Below are 15,635 nucleotides of genomic sequence, written 5' to 3'. Positions count from 1 at the left end.
GTCGAGCGACCCGCGTTACACGGACGGGCGACGGTTCAATGCCACCCGAATGCCTGAGAAGGCGGTGTCATGGGTCAGACCCCGCGGGCGCTCGAGCCGTTCCAGTCCGAACGTCACTACTTCGGTGCCTAGCTTCGTCGGCTGCGGGAGCGCGCCAGCCTATCGCAGGCGCGACTGGGCGCGATGATCCGATACCGCGTCGACCTGGTACGTCGGGTCGAGACAGCGGACCAGTTTCCTCTCGAGAGTTCGTCGGGGCCTGCGACAAGGCGTTGGCGGCCGGAGGCGCTTTGGCGCGTCTGTTGCCGCTCCTCGAGACGAAGCGGGCAAGCTGACGGCTGCGCCGAACGGCTCCATCGGCGTCAGCAGCATGGTGCCGGCCCACTCGGTGGAGATGTCAGGGCTGGCTGACATGGCCATCCGGGTTCTATGTCAGCCAGGCGTCCTGGACCGCGCCGCCCCCGTGGACTGGCTGAACTCTCCGGGGCCCCGCCCGTCCGGGGCCGGACGCCCCGGCGCGTCTGATCAGGTTGGCGAAGAGGATCTTGTCTCCGCTGAGGAGGCTCTGGCCATGTTCCGGGAGTTGGACCACACCCACGCCGGGCGAGTCCATGCACAGGTGCAGCGGTACGTCGAAGGGGAACTGAATCGGCTGCTGGCGAACACGCACCTACGTCGGAGGCGATTGGTCGGCGCCTCAACACCTTGGCAGCGGGCCAGGTTGGCGAGCGACCCGGGCCTCCGCTGGAGAGGTTTGGTCCTCGAACTGGCTCCGGTGTCGGGGCGGCCTCTAGCGGCAGCTCCGGGGCGTCGGGCGGCCGGACCAGGAGAACAGGTTGCTGGTCAGATCGGTGGCTAGCCTGCTCAACGTCCGCTAACCGCTCACAGGGCCCGGCAACCTCCTCGTCATCATGCGGAGGAGAATCTTCACGTACGGCCATAAACACGCTGCTTTCGGGCTTAGTACGGTCTCCTGACGAAGGCCCTGGCTGGGACGCATGTTCTGGCCGGGGACCTTCGTATGAAGCAGGTGACGGGAACCGAACCCGCACCGCCAGCTTGGGAATCGGATTGATCAGGGTGGTAAGTGGTCGTCCCACCTGGTTGCCGAGCGCGGAAGGGACCCGTCGATGCCGTGCGACAGGCCGCTGTTGACACCTGCGCGGTTACAACGTCGCCGCTACGATCGCATCAATCGAGGCCGACCGGCTCACCGACGGCGTCGGCAGCCGCGCTCCCGTTCCTACTCCGTTGCGAGGGCACCTAACTAACGGGCGGCCTCACGAGGCAATACGGTCAGGACCCGAACGACGTGATCCCGGAACTCTGCCATGTAGCCAGTTAGGAAAGCCTTTGTGGACTCGTCGGTGACCTCACCGTCGCCCGGGAAGATCTGCGGCGTGTATTGCATGTATGCCTCGGGGGCGGTCATCTGCCGGGCGTTGCAAAAACTGAGCACGGCGCGCAGGCTTTGTTGGGCTACGGCTGTGCCGATCTGCCCGATGGATGCCCCGATCACTCCTGCGGGAATGTGGTCGAACGAATTCTTACCCCACGGCCGGGAGGCCCAGTCGATGGCGTTCTTCAACGCGCCTGGGATGGACCGGTTGTATTCGGGGGTGACAAACAGTACCGCGTCGACCTGGCGAATCGCGTCTTTGAGCGCGGTAGCTTCTGGGGGGTAGCTCGCGTCGTAGTCCGGGCTGTACAGCGGCAGGTTCCCGATCGGAATCTCGGCGAACTCTAGGTCCTCGGGCGCCAGGCGAAGCAGGGCTTTCGAGAGTTCCCGGTTGACGGACGTAGACGAGAGGCTTCCAACGAAGTAGCCGACCTTGTACGCACGCATTTGTTTGCCTCCATCAGAGATGGCTCGGTCCGGTCCCTAGTGCCCGTGTTCAAGCCTGGACCAGGATGCGTGCGCGCGTGCCATGTTCGACACATTTCGTGGGCGACGCCTGCGGGAGGCATCCTCCAGGGCTCCTGGGACTGCCTCGCCCCGCACGCCGGCATTCCCGCCCACCCTGAGCGTGTCGGCTCCGAGGCTGGTAGCCCTTGTGGTGCCCGACGAGGGGATCCGCCACGGTCGCCGGCCATCCGGCCGTGTTCCCGACCTTCACCGCCCCGTCGTTCGGCACCGTGCACACCCGGGTCGCGAAGCGCCACACCTGCGGCACCCGCCGCCGCTGCGACTGCCGCGCCGAGCCCTGCCCCCCGCCGCTCCACGGACCCGACCGCCCGGCCGTGTGAGCACGGCCAGCCCACCGTCAGCTGGGCCCGTCATGAGGCCGACGATCCCCGGCTGGGTCAGCCGTTTTGCCTGGACTGCTACGACTACGACGCCCAGGTCGTGTGGAACCACTCCGCCCCCGAGCTGTGGCGCCGCACCACCACCGCCATCACTCGCCACCTCAACGCCCGGCCCGGGAACTCGGCCTGCCCCCGGTCATCCAGATCACCGAGAGTGGGAACGTCCGCCGGGTGCCCCCGGTCAAGCCGTCGTTCGGCAAGGTCGCGGCGATGCAACGCCGCGCCGTCGTGCACTACCACGGCATCGTCCGCCTCGACGGCGTCGACACCGACCCCGACGCCATCGTCGCGCCCCCGGCCGCCCTGACCGTCGACGACCTCATCGCCGCCATCAAGCACGCCGCCGCCACGGTCGCCGTCACCACCCGCCCGCCAAGCCTGACGGCTGGCGCATCACCTGGGGCGACCCGGACAAGGGCATCGACGTGCGCGCGATCAGCGCCGACGGGGAAGTCACCGACAGCCGCGCCGCCGGCTACCTCGCCAAGTTCGCCACCAAGAGCACCGAAGCCACCGGCCACGTCTCGCAAAGCCTCGACGGCGACGTCATCGACCTCTACGCCAACGAGCACGGCACCCACGCCGAACGCCTCGTAGACGCCTGCTGGACCCTCGGCGGCCACCGCGACTGGCAACAGCTCCGACGCTGGGCGCACATGCTCGGCTTCGGCAGCCACTTCCTCACCAAAAGCCGCCGCTACTCCGTCACCTTCCGCATCCTCCGCGACGCCCGCGTCATCTGGCGACGCACCGAACACAGGTATCCGGCCAGATGTCTCCGCCCGGCTGATCGCCCGTACAGCAAGGAAGTGCAGCGACGCCAGTAACCGAGGGACCGCTGCCGGCCTGGATTGCCTGCGGATGGGTAGCGCTGCAGCCGGTCGCCATGTCGACATCGCGCCGAACGAGGACGATGACGGGTTCACCGCGCGACAGCTGTACCTCGCGCTATGGCGGCCGTTTGCTGGGGACGACGACCTGGACGAGGAGCAGGGCCACTTCTTCCAATCGGTGCTCATGGCCCGGCCAGGCTACGACGACACGCCCGCCGAGGCAGCGGCCCGGCTCGGCGCTGGCGGCGAACCGGACTACTGATTCATCTGTTGAGCTGGATGGCGCCGTGGACGCGCAGCCCGGGCTGGCCATCGGTTCGTGTCGAACATCCAACGTGGATGCCCATTTACCTCGCAGCAAACGACCCGCCTTGTTGCCACGGCTCCCCAACCACCATCCTCTGGGCGGCGTCGGGCACGTTGCTGGTGGTCTTGACGCTCTGCGAGCTGGGGTTGGTTGTGGCGGCGACCCGTCGCGGCCTTGATCAGGCGGTGGTGGAGCGTACCAGTGCTGCCAGTTCGCGGTCAGGGCTGACGTTCTTGGCGTACAGGGGGCTGCAAGGCGTCGTGGCCAGCCGCAGCGACAGTGCGATGAGGTTGGGGCGGGCTGAGTCGGTGTAGATCTCGGCGAGCTTGGTGAATTCGTTCATGATCCCGACGACGCTGCGGCTGGCCGTCGTGGCGAAGCGGCAGTCCTGCATGTTTCGTAGCTCGTCGGCGATGAAGGCTTTGGGCACCTGGTGGGCGTCGAGCATCGTCGCGATCTCGTCGGAGATGCGGGCGGGAAGGCTGCGTGCTGGTGCCAGGGGCAGCAGGACCGGTAGCAGGGTTCGCTCGTTCACCAGCAGTGCCAGCCGGGGCCGCCAGAACAGCGCGGTGGCGTACCACGGGCCGAGCACGGTCGTGTCTTGGTCTCCTTCTACAGGCCGAGGCGGGTTGGCGTGATCGAGGAGTTTCTTGGTTGCGCGTACGATCAGCATGTTGCCCTCCAGCCCGTCAGGCGCGGTGGCGGCGGGCTCGCTCGATGACGTCGCGGCCGTCGGCGTTTTGCTGGCGCGGCGCGTAGCCGGCCTTGCGCAGGGCGGCCATCGTGTCAGCCGTAGCAGCTTGGCTGGCCAGCACGGTTGGGGCGAGCAGACGCAGGTTGAGCTTGTCCAGCCGCTTGTCGGCGCAGATCTGAGCCAGCAGCGCGGTGTCGTCGCTGACCAGGGTGCTGGCCGCGGGCGCGACCCGTACCGACCCGTGCTGGCGGGCGACGTCGGCCAGCAGGTAGAGCAGCGGTTGCGGCAGTCCGCCTTCGGCGATCTTCGTCAGAGCTTTCGTCAGACGTTGCTCGGTCCAGCCTGCGTCGTACGCGCCGCGTACCGTCGCTGGGCTGAACCGCCAGGTCGTCGCCGTACCGCGGGACTCCACGATGGCGACCGCGTCGAGCAGCTCCGCCAGTTCCGGACCCGGTGTTCCGATCACGACCGCGGTCAGGTCGGCCTGCAGCCGAGCGGTGCGGGCCACCTCACCCAGGTCGCCGACGGCCTCGGCGAGGTCCTTGCCGGCCAGCAGCGCCTGACTGGCGGGGCTGATAGCACCCGCGCCGAGAGCCCCCAAAGTCGTGGCCTCCTCCAGCAGACCGCGCACCGTCGTGGCGGCGCCGAAGGCCAGCGGCTGCCGCCACCACATCCACTGCGCCACCTGCTCGAGATCCGTCGTCGCCCGGTCACCCAACGCCCGCAGCGTGGCCATCCGGGCACGCGCAGACCATGCTTCATCGTAGTCCGGCGCCCACGGCCCAGTCTGCGACGACGGCAGATAGCCCAGGTCACGCCACGCCTTCAGCATCACCGCCAGCCGCCGGCCCAGACCGAGCTTGAGCCAGCGATCGTACGCGGCCGTCGGCACCACACGTCCGTCGAGTTCGGCCAGCCCGGCCTCCTCGGCGACCGCCAGCAGCAGCCGGATGGTGGAAACCGTCACGCCAAGCGTCCTCGCCGTCCGAGTCAGCTCGCGCACGCCCACACCGCCGGCCTTGACCGTTGCCAGCGGCTCACGTCCAGCCCCGTCCAGCAGCGCCGACAACAGCCCGACCACGGCGATGCCCTGCGCCTGGGCATCGCGGCGCACCGCCGCGGGATCCGGCGTGTGCCAGGCAACCGGCGGTTCTTGCTGCTCGAACGGAGCTCGGTAGTCCGCTCCTCGCAAAGCGAGCGCGACCTGACCCGCCAGCTGATAGTCCTCCCAGGTCACCCGGTAGACCAGCCCGTGCTCCTCGGCCCAGTCCAGCGGATGCACCTGCCGATAGCGGCTCGGATACCGGCTTCGGTGTGCGATGCCGCTGCCGCCGTAGCGACGGATCCGTCCAGCGTCCCGGTCAGCCTCCTCCAACACCGACCGCGTCGCTTTCGGCATCCGCTTGACGAGACCGTTCACGTTGTCCGTGTCGAGGAAGAACTCCGCCACCGCCTCCAGCAGGTCCGCCTTGCGGCCCTTCGTAGGCAGCCCCAGGTTGCTCGCAACAACCTTCAGATCATCGACGTTCAACACGGCGGCGAGCTGACCAACCGACGGGCCGACACCCAGCGGACGGGCGAACACGTCTCGCAGGATGCCGTTCACCGCGAGCCGGCCCCGCAGCCGCGCGACCAGCCCCGCGTCGGCGGCGCGCTGCAGGTACGGCATCGCGTCGGCGCCGACCAACGCCGACACCTCCGCCTCGGTGACCAGGCCACCCAGCGCCAAGGCCGCCTCCAATACCTGAAGGGTCGGCAGGTCAAGGCCAGCAAGCTGGTCATATGGACTCACGGCAGCGCTCCCAGGACACACGGCGACGCCCTGAATTCAACCGCACGGACCGTATCCGAGTGACACGACCCCGCCAGCCGCCCAACTCTGCGCTCCCAGCGAACAGGGGGCTTGTACGCCACGCCGACGGCGCCTATCCGGGGACGGCAAGGCCGTCGGAGTGAACGTCGCTCACGATGCGCAGTGAGAGGTTCTGCCCGAGGCGTTGTGTCGCTGGACGCGGTTCGCGCTGGACCGGCGAGAGGTCGGCGCCGAGTGGGTCGAGCCGGTGGCCGCGGCGGGGACATCCACCTGCCCGGCTTCCTGGCCGCGGTGGACGACGAGTCCGCCTGGGAGCCGGCCAAGCAGATCCCTGCGGAACTGGCTGCCAGGGGAGTCGACCCTTACCAACAAGGTAGCCGTCGACGCGGTCATCGGCGAACTGAAGGCCATCTGACTGGCCCAGAACCTGACGGAGTGACCATCCGGTTCCGTGAGCTGACGTCCTAGGAAGCTCGCAGAGGTTGAGGCACCTCATACCGGCGAGCAGCAGTCGGGCGTCGTGGGCTCACCAGCGGGGAGACGCTAAGAGCGCGTTCGGCTGCCCGTCAGGCGGTCGCGGGTCGGCGCTGTGCGAGCGATGAACAGCTCGGCGTCGACCGCCCGCTTCGCGCATGCGCTCGAAGATCACTTGGCCTCTCCTGAGCAGCAGGAGCAGCCGGGCTTGCAGCTGCAGGCGGCGGTGCCCTCAGCCTCGACGGTGAGTGAGTTCGCGCCGCTGACGGGCACCGTGCAGCAGGCATCGCCACGCCACGCCTCCCGCCCCTCTTTGGTCGCCACGGCGGCGATGACCAGCGCGGCCAGTGGATCGGCCCATGACCAGCCGAACAGGCTGTTGAGGCCCAGCCCGACGAGCAGCACGGCCGACAGGTAGGTGCAGAGCAGGGTTTGCTTGGAGTCGGCCACCGCCGACCGGGAACCCAGCTCACGCCCGGCCCGCCGCTGCGCATGGGACAGCACCGGCATGATGAGCAGCGACAGGGCGGCCAGGACCAGACCGACCGTGGAGTGCTCGGCCTCCCCACCGCCGGTGAGCGCGCGCACCGACTCGACCGTGATGTAGGCGGCCAGCGCGAAGAACGACACCGCGGTGATCCGCAGTGCGACCTTCTCCCGCGCCTCGGGGTCACGTCCGGCGAACTGCCACGCCACCGCCGCCGCCGACGACACCTCGACGACCGAATCGAGACCGAAGCCGATCAGCGCATTAGAGGAGGCAGCGGCACCGGCCGTGATCGCCACCACCGCCTCGATCACGTTGTAGGTGATCGTCGCGGCCACCAGTAGCCGCACTCGCCGAGCGAGCACCGCACGCCGAGCTGAGACGCCGCCCTGCTGAATCTGGAGCAACGGGGCGGACATCAGCTGCAGCCCATTTCGTCAGCATCCGCGCACACGGTCCGGTCCACTGACAGGACCAGATTCAGCAGGTCACCGAGCGCGTGCGCGAGACGGGCATCGGCCAGCTCGTAGCGGGCCCGCCGGCCTTCGGGCACCGCCAGCACCAGACCGCAGTCGCGCAGACAAGCCAGGTGGTTGGACAGGTTCTGGCGTGTCGTGCCGACCAGGTCCGCCAGCTCCGCCGGGTAGCCCGGAGCGTCGCGCAGTGCCAGGAGCAACCGCGCCCGGATGGGGTCAGACAGTGCATGGCCGAACCGGGCGAGCACCTGCCCGTACGTCAACGGTTCCACGCAGTGACAGTAAGTAACCAATGTACTCGGCGTTAGCGGTACGGATCGAGCTCACCGACCACCCCGCATCGAAGGCACCTGGTGTCGGAGTCGGCCGCCTCAGGGTGCTCTGTTGTTGTCGGCATCAGGCCAGCAGCGGCTCGAAAATCTCGCGGCCGAGCGTGACGGGCCGGCCCTGGTCGAGAAGCAGTGGCGGCCAACACGATCACCGCTTCCGCCAGTTCAAAGGCGGCGACACCTTGGGGATCGTCACGCGGACCGGTTGGCTGGTGGTGCGGATCGGCGGAGGTGATCGTCGCGTAGGCGCGGAGCATGGACCGCGTACCCAACGGATCAATGGCACGCAGGGCGTACGCCTCGACACCGCCGAATGACACCAGGTGCGACGGAAGCTGCTCGGCGGCGGGGCCTCGGTCCCGATCGCAACCCTCGGCTGCTCGCTGCACGTCACCCGGCTCAACTCCCGTCGCACCAGGGTGGCCCGCTGCCGATCACGCGGCGCGGATGGGGCGTCTGGTGGATGTCCTGATCCATGCCTACCGGGTGCTCGGGTTCGAGCAGGCGGTGGGCCGAGACGCGGTGTTCGGTCAGTTGGTGCTGGCCCTGCCGAGGTTTGCGAAGGAATCGTGGCGGCAGCACCTCGCCGTGGCCTGCGCCGCGCACGCCTTGAGATGCTCGTGCCGCCTGGTTCCCGACCAGCACGGCGTGTCCTCACCGACCACGACCGCCCTCCAGGTGCGGGTCGGGCCGTTCCATCGCGCCCCTCGTGAACCGCGGTCAGAATGTGGCGATCGGGTTGGCCGGGCTGCCGGACGTACCGGCGAAGCGGACTGGCGCGACTGCGAGGTGGAAGTCCCACTGGCCGAGCTCGGCAGCCGTTGTCGCGCACACCTCCAGGTCGCAGTTGTCGAGCAGCCACAGACCCATCGCGACGAGGCTCACGGCGTGAACCGGCATCAACACGTCTTCGTACCCCGACGGCTGAACGTCCTGGGGGGTGTCAGCGCCGATCAGCGCGACGTCGCGTTCATGTAGCCACGGCAGGCAGGACGCGTGCCAGCCGGCCTGCGTGAAACCGCTGGCCCCACCGGCCTCATGCCGGACGCGGCCATAGCCGGTCCGCAGGAGTACCGCATCGCCGGCTCGCACCCGTACACCCTGGCGGCGCTCGGCCTCCTCGAGATCGTCGGGAAACACACCCTGCCCCGGTTCCAACCACGGCACACCGCGGACCCTCGCAATGTCCAGCAGGACACCACGCGTGATGATCCCGTTTGCCGCCGCCGTGACGGCCGCCCACGCCGATCCCGTTGCGGCGTCGACCAACGAGTGCGACCGCCCGTTGTACATCGTGCCGTCCCAGAAGATGTGGCACGGCGAGTCGACGTGGGTAAGGGTGTTGCCGTGGAACGTGATGCCGAGCCGCTCGGACGAAAAGCCCCAGCGCCGGTCGGCGTGGAAGCCAGGCGGCATGTTCTCGGCACCCGGCATGTCGGCAGCGCACGGGCACGTCGTCGTCGACCGCTCCATGTCTTCCGGTGCGGCAACCTCCCATGCGCAGGACACGCTCCTGCCGTGGCGCACGGCCCGCGCCGCCGCCAGCCGGACGTCGTCGGTGATGTGGTTCAGAGTTCCGAGCTCGTCTTCGTCGCCCCACCGTCCCCAGTTCGACAGCGTGTTGAAGTACCCGAGCACGTCGTCCTGTGTGGGCATCGGTCGCCCTGCCGTCATCCCAGCATCGACTCCTCCGGTCACGCGGTTCGAGGCACCGCAGGCAGGGTATCCCGCCGCAGGATCGAAGACCGCAATGACCAATCGATCAGACGACTCGTCCGCACCGCCGGCCGCTACCGCATCATCGAAATTCAGGCCGGCAACCACACCATCACCGCCACCGACCTACTACCCGACGAACTCCGCACCGCCCGGCGCCGCGATCGCGCAAGGTGCGCACTAATTTGAGCCGAGTCGGGCCAGAGTTCCGCCGCGATGTGGCCGCGATGGCTCGTAAGGGCGAGATGCCGTTGAGGTAGACCCGCGAAGGACTTCAGGACCTTCGAGGTGTCCCTGCACCGCTGGCTGAAGCTCGCCGACATCGAGGACGGGGTTCGTCCCGGGTCACCAGCAGTGAGTCGCCGGAGTCGCGGGAGCTGCGCAGACGTAAAAAGCTGCTGGAGCAGGAGCGATATCCTGCGTCGGGCGGCGGCGCTTCTTCCGCCAGCGAGATCTTCCCAAAATGACTCTTATCGGTACGCGTCCTGTAGAAGTAGTGGTCACTCTTGGGCCGCCGGCCTCGCGGTCACTCCGGCGGCCCGGCCCCGTCCTACTCCCGCCACTGCCCGGCGGTGTCGGCGCGCAGTAGGCGCTCAACCATGTGCACGGCCTCCGGCTCCGTCTCGAACTCCCAGCGCGGGACCTTGCCAGTCTCGGTGTCCCCGGCGCGGGCGACGACCGTCCAGCGCGTCTGGCGCACCAGCCACACGTCCCGGCGCCTCAAGCGTCCCCAGACCCCGTTCCAGTACCGTCGGACCACCTCCTGCACCAGACGATCGAACGCATGTTCGAGGCTGGTGTTTGGTGAGGCGGGGGATAAGCCGGCGGATCCGACGGGGGATATGTCACTCGCAGCGGTCCTCGGCCCCCCGGCCGTAGGGCTTGCAGCAGTCGGGACGGTGGCGGTACACGCGCAGATCACGCCCCTGTCGAAGACCGCGCTCGGATGTGATCTCGTACAGGCACGCCCCCCACACCACGGTCTGCCCGCCGCCGGGCACCACCTGGCCGTCGCCCGGCCCGCCGCGCAGCAGCACGTCCATTCCCCGACCGTACGTAATCGGCGACGACCGGTCTGGCTTACCGCTCGCCAGCGTCACGACATGCGCTGACGACTCCCACTCGCGTCCAAGGGCGCAGACGAGGCTTGGCGATCATGCCGCACCGATCAGGAGGTGATCCGTAGGGGAGTAGTCGATCTTCCAGTCGGCGTAGACGCCGAGGACACCATCCCGGGTGCAGCGCATCCCGATGCTGACCCACCGGACCTCACCGTCGGCGCGCAGCGCGAACCCGACCGCGACCTGGAAGGCTTCGCCGCCGCACGGGCATACGCACTCATCGGGGTCGGCGTCCTGCCAGTAGTCGGCGCTTGTCCGCGACCAAGGCATGGTCACCACGGGCCAAGCAGCGGGTCTGTGCGCACCCGCTCTCGTCGTCGACGAGGACCGCGAAGCTCATGCCGCCGCACCGGTGGCGCTCACCTCGTTGACCCGAGCCACGCAGTAGCCACCGGGCTGGTACTCGCGGAGGTAGCCGGCGAGGTCGGTGACGTCGTCGTCGCGCCGGAACGTGCCGGTGGTGTTCGATCGCCACCAGTGCAGCGTGCCTGTGGACAAGACCCTGATCAAGACCGAATTTCCAAGCAACTCTTCGCCCAGGAGCACGGGCACGCTTGCCGACTCGGGTCCCACCCAGGTGCAGGTGGGCGGGCGTCGGGGTGCAGGCGGCCGGACGGGCTGCCGAGGGATGCGACCAAACTGCCTGATCCGCCGCTGCCGGTCGCACCGACTGCTGCCGCGCTGCTGGTGGATTTGTTGTCACGGATCTTCGCCCGAGACCGGCGGCCTACGGCCCACGATGACGTGGGGGCGGGTGATGAGACGTGTTCACGGTCGGCGCGCGCGGGGCTGGCGGTGAACCCCGCCCGCCCGCAGGCCGACCCGGTGGCGAACCCGGTGCTGCGCCGGCCGGTCGCGCCGATGCTCGCGGCGCCGGTCGACGCGGTGCCCGAGGGCCCCGGTCTGGTGCACGAGCCGAAGTGGGACGGGTGGCGGGCGATCGCCTTCCGCGAACCCGACGGCGTGTACCTGCAGTCGCGGGCCGGCCGGAACCTGACCACCTATTTCCCGGACATCACCCGCGCGATCCGCGCGGCCATCCCGCCGGGCGTCGTGCTCGACGGTGTTATCTCTAGTCGGGGTTCGTCGGACATTTTGTCCGCGACGGGCCGTCTGAGCTGCTTCATCCTTTGTCGTGGGCACCGCAGCCTCGCTGTGTCCATGACGGCGGGAGAAGCTGGGTGCGGGTTCAACGAGTGGTGTCGCAGGCCGGTTCAGAGGCTTCCTGGACGTTGCTCGGCGAGGACCATCTGCCAGTCCCGCCGGTGGAATCGTTCCTCTCTCATCTGGCTGACCAGCGCAGATCACCGAACACGGTCCGCGCGTACGCGTTCGACCTGAAGGACTACTTCGCGTACCTGACATCGCGCGGGCTGGACTGGGCGCAGCTGCGTTACGACGAACTGGCCGGGTTCAAGCCCTGGTTGAGATTGCCGCCGGCGGCGCGTGCGGGCGAGATCGCCGTCCTGCCATCGGTGGAGTCGGCGTGCACCGAGTCGACTATCAATCGCAAGCTGGCTGCGGTCACCAGCTTCTATGAGTTCCACGCCCGGCACGGCGTGACGATGGCCTCGGTCATCCGTGGCGCTGCCCGTCCGGTGGGCACGACTCGCAGTACCTTCCGGCCGTTTCTGACGCATGTGCGGCGGTCCCGACCGATGCGCAGCGACCTGCGGCTGCGGGAGCCGATGCGAGCACCGCGCGCACTGACCGAGGCAGAGGTTGCATCCTTCATCGGCGGTTGCACGCATCTGCGTGACCGGGTGCTGGTCACGCTGCTGAATGAAGCCGGCTTGCGTATCGGGGAGGCGTTGGGGCTGCGGCATGAGGACATCCGTACTGCCGACGGCGTGGTGGACGTCCGTGCCCGCGACAACGCCAACGGCGCTCGCGCCAAGACTTGGGAGCGGCAGATACCGGTCGGCTCGGGCTGGTTCCTGCTGCACGCCGAGTACCTGCATCGCGAGTACGGCGACCTGGACAGCGACCACGTCTTCGTCGGGCTGTGGTCGCGGCCGGTCGGCCGACCGCTGACCTACAGCGCCGTCGCGGACCTGTTCACCCGCCTGTCGCGTGCGACCGGTGTCGTTGCGACTCCTCAAACGTTCCGGCACACCTACGCCACCCGGCTGCTGCGCGCCGGTGTGAAGGCAGAGATCGTGCAGAAGCTGCTCGGGCACGCCTCGGTGTCCACCACCATCGACACCTACGCGCACCTAACGATCGAAGACGTGCGCCACGAGCTGCACCACGCCGGCCTGTTGGGCGAGACGGAGACGTCGTGAACCGACACGACCTGGTCGGTGCACCGACCGGCGAACCGCTGCCCGAGCGTGTGACGCGGGCGCGAGCGCTGCTCGAGGAGGCGGTTCGATCGGAGTGGCGCCGGGAGCCGCTGATCTACGTCCGGCCGCAACACATGGAGGCGGTATGCGCCGTAAGCCGCTGCCGGCGGGAGGCCATCGACAACGGCATGTGCAACGGCCACGCCCTGCGCTGGCACAGACTCGGCCGCCCTCAGCTCGACGTCTTCCTCACAACGACCGAATCGGCGTTACGCGACCACCACATCCTTCCCAACTGCCTCGTGCCAGCCTGCCGGCGCGGCCGCGCTCAGGACGACCTCTGCCCGGCGCACTCACGTCAGTGGAAGGCGGCAAAACGCCCGCCGATCGCCACATGGCTTACCACCGTGGTCGTTATCGACGGCCCGCAGTCCACCTGCCGGCTACCGAACTGTGAGCTGGCCGCGGAGGGCGGCTCGCTCTACTGCCGTGTGCATCACCGGCGGTGGCGCGCCCGCGGCGAGCCAACGCACGAGGAGTTCGAGGCAGAGGTCATGAACTACGGCGACCCCTGCTGGGACTTCCGCCGGCTGCCCGGCCAGCTGAAACTTGAGCTGCAGTACGCGCTGAAACGCAACCATGAACTCGGGTTCCCGCCCAGCTCCCACAGCTGCAGCCAGACCGTGCGGATGCTTGTGCGGCGAGGCGCGACGACCCTGCTCGAACACGACCGCGCCTCCTGGACCGCCATCTTCCGGAACTACTTGAACGACCCGAACCAGTTCAAGAACGCCGCCGCGTTTCTCAGCTTCGCTGTCGAGCAGCTCACCGACCTCATCGAAGGGTCGGGCTGGGAGCGGGAGTATCCCCGCGACGTGTGGCAGTTGCGCCGCCTCGGCTACATCCCCGCCGCCGCGTCCCGGCAACTCAACTTCACCGACATCCAGCGGCGCTGGCTCGTCGACTGCGCGAAGCGGTGGCTGCACTGGCGGCTGACCGTCGAGGAGAAGTCGATCAACACCGTGTCGGCCGATCTGCTGGCGCTGCGCCGGCTCTCGGCCTTCCTGACCGCGACCGGGCAAGCGCGCTACTCGATCCGCCAGCTCACCCGCCCAGTACTGGAGCAGCACATCGCCTGGCTGCACCAGCAACCGCAGCTCGGCAGCAGCGCCACCATCCGCGACAGCATCAGCGCCCTGGCGGTCTTCCTCCGGGCGTTGCAGGACCACGAGGACTGGGCGCCCGAGCTGCCCCGCAACGCCGTCATCTACGCCTCGGACTACCCGCGAACGATCCCGCTGCGCGCCCGCGGCTTGAACGCTCACGTCATGACCCAGGTCCGCGCGCACCTGCCCCGCTGGCCCCAACCCGACGGCCGGTTCCTGACCGAGCTGATGCTGGCCACCGGGCTGCGCGTCGGTGACGCCTGCGCGCTCGGCTACGACCCGATTGTCCGCGATCGTGACGACAACCCGTACGTCCGGTACTGGAACCACAAGATGCGCCGCGAAGCCTACGTCCCCATCAGCGCGGCGACGCTCGACAAAATCCGTGAACAACAGGCCAGGGTGCGCGAGCAGTACCCGGCGGAGACTGCGGCATACCTCAGTCAGCCAGCTCCCCGGACCCTGCCCGTTGACGGATTGCGGTTGGTGCCCGCGAACCACCTGAACCCCCACGGACTACTCCCGTTCAAACGAAGCACCTACAACCTGCAGCTGCAGGCGTGGGTCGCGCAGTGCGGGATCACCGACGAAGCCGGACGTCCCGCCCACATCACCGCCCACCAGTGGCGGCACACCTTCGCCAGCACCCTGGTCAACGGCGGCGTCCGCCTCGAAGTCGTCAAACAGCTGCTCGACCACGCCAGCCTCGAGATGGCGTCCCACTACGCCCGGCTGCTGGACACCACCATCCGCGCCGAATGGGACGCCGCCCGCGACAACGACGACGATCTGCAGCACCTGCTACCGGCCGATGTGGAGTGGGCAAACCGATCACGCACCGCCCTACCGAACGGGCACTGCGGACTTCCGCGCCAGCAGACCTGCGACCACTCCAACAAGTGCCTGACCTGCCCCGTCTTCATCACCACCAGCGAAGACCTGCCCGCGCACGAGGCGCACCGCCAACGCACGCTGACGCTCATCGCCCAACTCGAGGCCCGAGGGCAGACCAAGCTGGCCGACCAGAACCGGCTCGTACTCGATCAACTCGACGCGCGCATCGCGCAGATCAAGCAGGCAATCGCTACGGGCGGAGCGCACCGCGATGCCAGCTGACGCGTCAGATCGACTCATCGCGGCAGCGCGCCGACGACACGAGCAAGCCCTCGCCCGCGCCCGCACAGCACTGCGCCAGTTCGAAACCACCGGCGAACCCGTCACCTACGCCAAGGTCGCCGCGGCCGCGAAGGTCAGCCGGGCCTGGCTATACAGCCAGCCTGACGTCCGAGCAGCAGTCGATCGCCTACGCGATACCAACAACCGTTCCACCGGCGTCGCCGTCCCCACCCGCCAGCGCACGAGCGAAGCCAGCCTGATCCGCCGCCTTGAGGCGGCGCACCGCCGCAACCAAGAGCTCACCCGGCAAGTGTTCGAGCTCCGAGAACAGCTTGCTGCCGCCCATGGCGCGCTACGCGACAGCCGCGCGGGACGACCGGTCGACGCCGGTTCTCAAGCGACCCATAGCCAGTCCGTGGCTGAGGTTGCGATATCAACACAGCGCCAAGTCACGCTGCGTGAACACTGATTGAGGCCGCTTGCCCGGCGCAGTTGCACGGATCTGCCGATG

The 15,635-nt window shown here is 68.4% G+C and carries 14 protein-coding genes and 4 pseudogenes; 8 read left to right on the top strand and 10 right to left on the bottom strand.

What is annotated here, in order from left to right:
* Window positions 1-69: 69 nt before the first annotated feature.
* Window positions 70-335 (top strand): annotated as a pseudogene (locus ACL02O_RS30340) (helix-turn-helix domain-containing protein); the annotation flags it as partial.
* 56 nt (window positions 336-391) lie between these two features.
* A pseudogene (locus tag ACL02O_RS30335) lies at window positions 392-717 on the top strand (helix-turn-helix domain-containing protein); the annotation flags it as partial.
* Window positions 718-1,267: 550 nt separating this feature from the next.
* Here the strand turns inward: ACL02O_RS30335 and ACL02O_RS30330 are convergent.
* Complete coding sequence (locus ACL02O_RS30330; protein WP_412821603.1) at window positions 1,268-1,846, bottom strand: NADPH-dependent FMN reductase; 579 nt, start codon at window positions 1,844-1,846, stop codon at window positions 1,268-1,270.
* Window positions 1,847-2,079: 233 nt separating this feature from the next.
* On the opposite strand from ACL02O_RS30330, the pseudogene ACL02O_RS30325 reads away from it, so the two are divergent.
* Both ACL02O_RS30325 and ACL02O_RS30320 read left to right on the top strand, forming a co-directional pair.
* A pseudogene (locus ACL02O_RS30325) lies at window positions 2,080-3,071 on the top strand (replication initiator); the annotation flags it as partial.
* Between the two features lie 97 nt (window positions 3,072-3,168).
* Window positions 3,169-3,402: a hypothetical protein gene (locus ACL02O_RS30320; RefSeq protein ID WP_412821602.1), complete on the top strand. Its 234-nt coding sequence runs from the start codon at window positions 3,169-3,171 to the stop codon at window positions 3,400-3,402.
* Window positions 3,403-3,625: 223 nt separating this feature from the next.
* On the opposite strand, the gene ACL02O_RS30315 is transcribed toward ACL02O_RS30320, so the two are convergent.
* The 9 genes from ACL02O_RS30315 to ACL02O_RS30275 all read right to left on the bottom strand — a co-directional run bounded on the left by ACL02O_RS30315 (window position 3,626) and on the right by ACL02O_RS30275 (window position 11,055).
* On the bottom strand, window positions 3,626-4,120 hold the full coding sequence (locus tag ACL02O_RS30315; protein WP_412821601.1) for a DUF6933 domain-containing protein: 495 nt from the start codon (window positions 4,118-4,120) through the stop codon (window positions 3,626-3,628).
* Between the two features lie 16 nt (window positions 4,121-4,136).
* A complete protein-coding gene (locus ACL02O_RS30310; protein WP_412821600.1) occupies window positions 4,137-5,933 on the bottom strand; it encodes a helicase-associated domain-containing protein in 1,797 nt (598 codons plus the stop codon).
* A 666-nt stretch (window positions 5,934-6,599) separates the two neighbouring features.
* Complete coding sequence (locus ACL02O_RS30305) at window positions 6,600-7,334, bottom strand: cation transporter (protein WP_412821599.1); 735 nt, start codon at window positions 7,332-7,334, stop codon at window positions 6,600-6,602.
* Window positions 7,334-7,663: an ArsR/SmtB family transcription factor gene (locus tag ACL02O_RS30300; protein ID WP_412821598.1), complete on the bottom strand. Its 330-nt coding sequence runs from the start codon at window positions 7,661-7,663 to the stop codon at window positions 7,334-7,336. Before ACL02O_RS30300 ends, ACL02O_RS30305 begins: the two co-directional genes overlap by 1 nt.
* A gap of 777 nt (window positions 7,664-8,440) precedes the next feature.
* On the bottom strand, window positions 8,441-9,544 hold the full coding sequence (locus tag ACL02O_RS30295) for a cyclase family protein (RefSeq protein WP_412821597.1): 1,104 nt from the start codon (window positions 9,542-9,544) through the stop codon (window positions 8,441-8,443).
* A gap of 442 nt (window positions 9,545-9,986) precedes the next feature.
* Window positions 9,987-10,205, bottom strand: coding sequence for a hypothetical protein (locus ACL02O_RS30290; protein WP_412821596.1), 219 nt, complete (start codon window positions 10,203-10,205; stop codon window positions 9,987-9,989).
* 76 nt (window positions 10,206-10,281) lie between these two features.
* Window positions 10,282-10,479, bottom strand: coding sequence for a hypothetical protein (locus tag ACL02O_RS30285; RefSeq protein WP_412821595.1), 198 nt, complete (start codon window positions 10,477-10,479; stop codon window positions 10,282-10,284).
* A 111-nt stretch (window positions 10,480-10,590) separates the two neighbouring features.
* Window positions 10,591-10,836 carry a hypothetical protein gene (locus ACL02O_RS30280; protein WP_412821594.1) on the bottom strand — a complete coding sequence of 82 codons (246 nt, stop codon included), beginning with the start codon at window positions 10,834-10,836 and terminating at the stop codon, window positions 10,591-10,593.
* 57 nt (window positions 10,837-10,893) lie between these two features.
* Window positions 10,894-11,055: a hypothetical protein gene (locus tag ACL02O_RS30275; RefSeq protein ID WP_412821593.1), complete on the bottom strand. Its 162-nt coding sequence runs from the start codon at window positions 11,053-11,055 to the stop codon at window positions 10,894-10,896.
* A gap of 363 nt (window positions 11,056-11,418) precedes the next feature.
* Here ACL02O_RS30275 and ACL02O_RS30270 point away from each other — a divergent pair.
* From ACL02O_RS30270 to ACL02O_RS30255, 4 genes and pseudogenes are all read left to right on the top strand, one after another.
* A pseudogene (locus ACL02O_RS30270) lies at window positions 11,419-11,610 on the top strand (ATP-dependent DNA ligase); the annotation flags it as partial.
* A gap of 143 nt (window positions 11,611-11,753) precedes the next feature.
* Window positions 11,754-12,842, top strand: coding sequence for a tyrosine-type recombinase/integrase (locus ACL02O_RS30265; RefSeq protein WP_412821592.1), 1,089 nt, complete (start codon window positions 11,754-11,756; stop codon window positions 12,840-12,842).
* Window positions 12,839-15,124 carry a tyrosine-type recombinase/integrase gene (locus ACL02O_RS30260; RefSeq protein WP_412821591.1) on the top strand — a complete coding sequence of 762 codons (2,286 nt, stop codon included), beginning with the start codon at window positions 12,839-12,841 and terminating at the stop codon, window positions 15,122-15,124. Before ACL02O_RS30265 ends, ACL02O_RS30260 begins: the two co-directional genes overlap by 4 nt.
* Window positions 15,114-15,593, top strand: coding sequence for a DUF6262 family protein (locus ACL02O_RS30255; protein ID WP_412821590.1), 480 nt, complete (start codon window positions 15,114-15,116; stop codon window positions 15,591-15,593). The genes ACL02O_RS30260 and ACL02O_RS30255 overlap by 11 nt, the downstream gene beginning before the upstream one ends.
* Window positions 15,594-15,635 lie beyond the last annotated feature (42 nt).

It is taken from the genome of Micromonospora mangrovicola (genome assembly GCF_047200535.1).
GTDB lineage: Bacteria > Actinomycetota > Actinomycetes > Mycobacteriales > Micromonosporaceae > Micromonospora.
This window is presented reverse-complemented; position numbering and strand designations above follow the sequence as displayed.

What these genes read in the sequence shown, in the direction of transcription:
- ACL02O_RS30330 (WP_412821603.1), bottom strand. Translation starts at nt 1,846, where the DNA reads ATGCGTGCGTACAAGGTCGGCTACTTCGTTGGAAGCCTCTCGTCTACG.
- ACL02O_RS30320 (WP_412821602.1), top strand. Translation starts at nt 3,169, where the DNA reads ATGGGTAGCGCTGCAGCCGGTCGCCATGTCGACATCGCGCCGAACGAG.
- ACL02O_RS30315 (WP_412821601.1), bottom strand. Translation starts at nt 4,120, where the DNA reads ATGCTGATCGTACGCGCAACCAAGAAACTCCTCGATCACGCCAACCCG.
- ACL02O_RS30285 (WP_412821595.1), bottom strand. Translation starts at nt 10,479, where the DNA reads ATGGACGTGCTGCTGCGCGGCGGGCCGGGCGACGGCCAGGTGGTGCCC.
- ACL02O_RS30305 (WP_412821599.1), bottom strand. Translation starts at nt 7,334, where the DNA reads ATGTCCGCCCCGTTGCTCCAGATTCAGCAGGGCGGCGTCTCAGCTCGG.
- ACL02O_RS30255 (WP_412821590.1), top strand. Translation starts at nt 15,114, where the DNA reads ATGCCAGCTGACGCGTCAGATCGACTCATCGCGGCAGCGCGCCGACGA.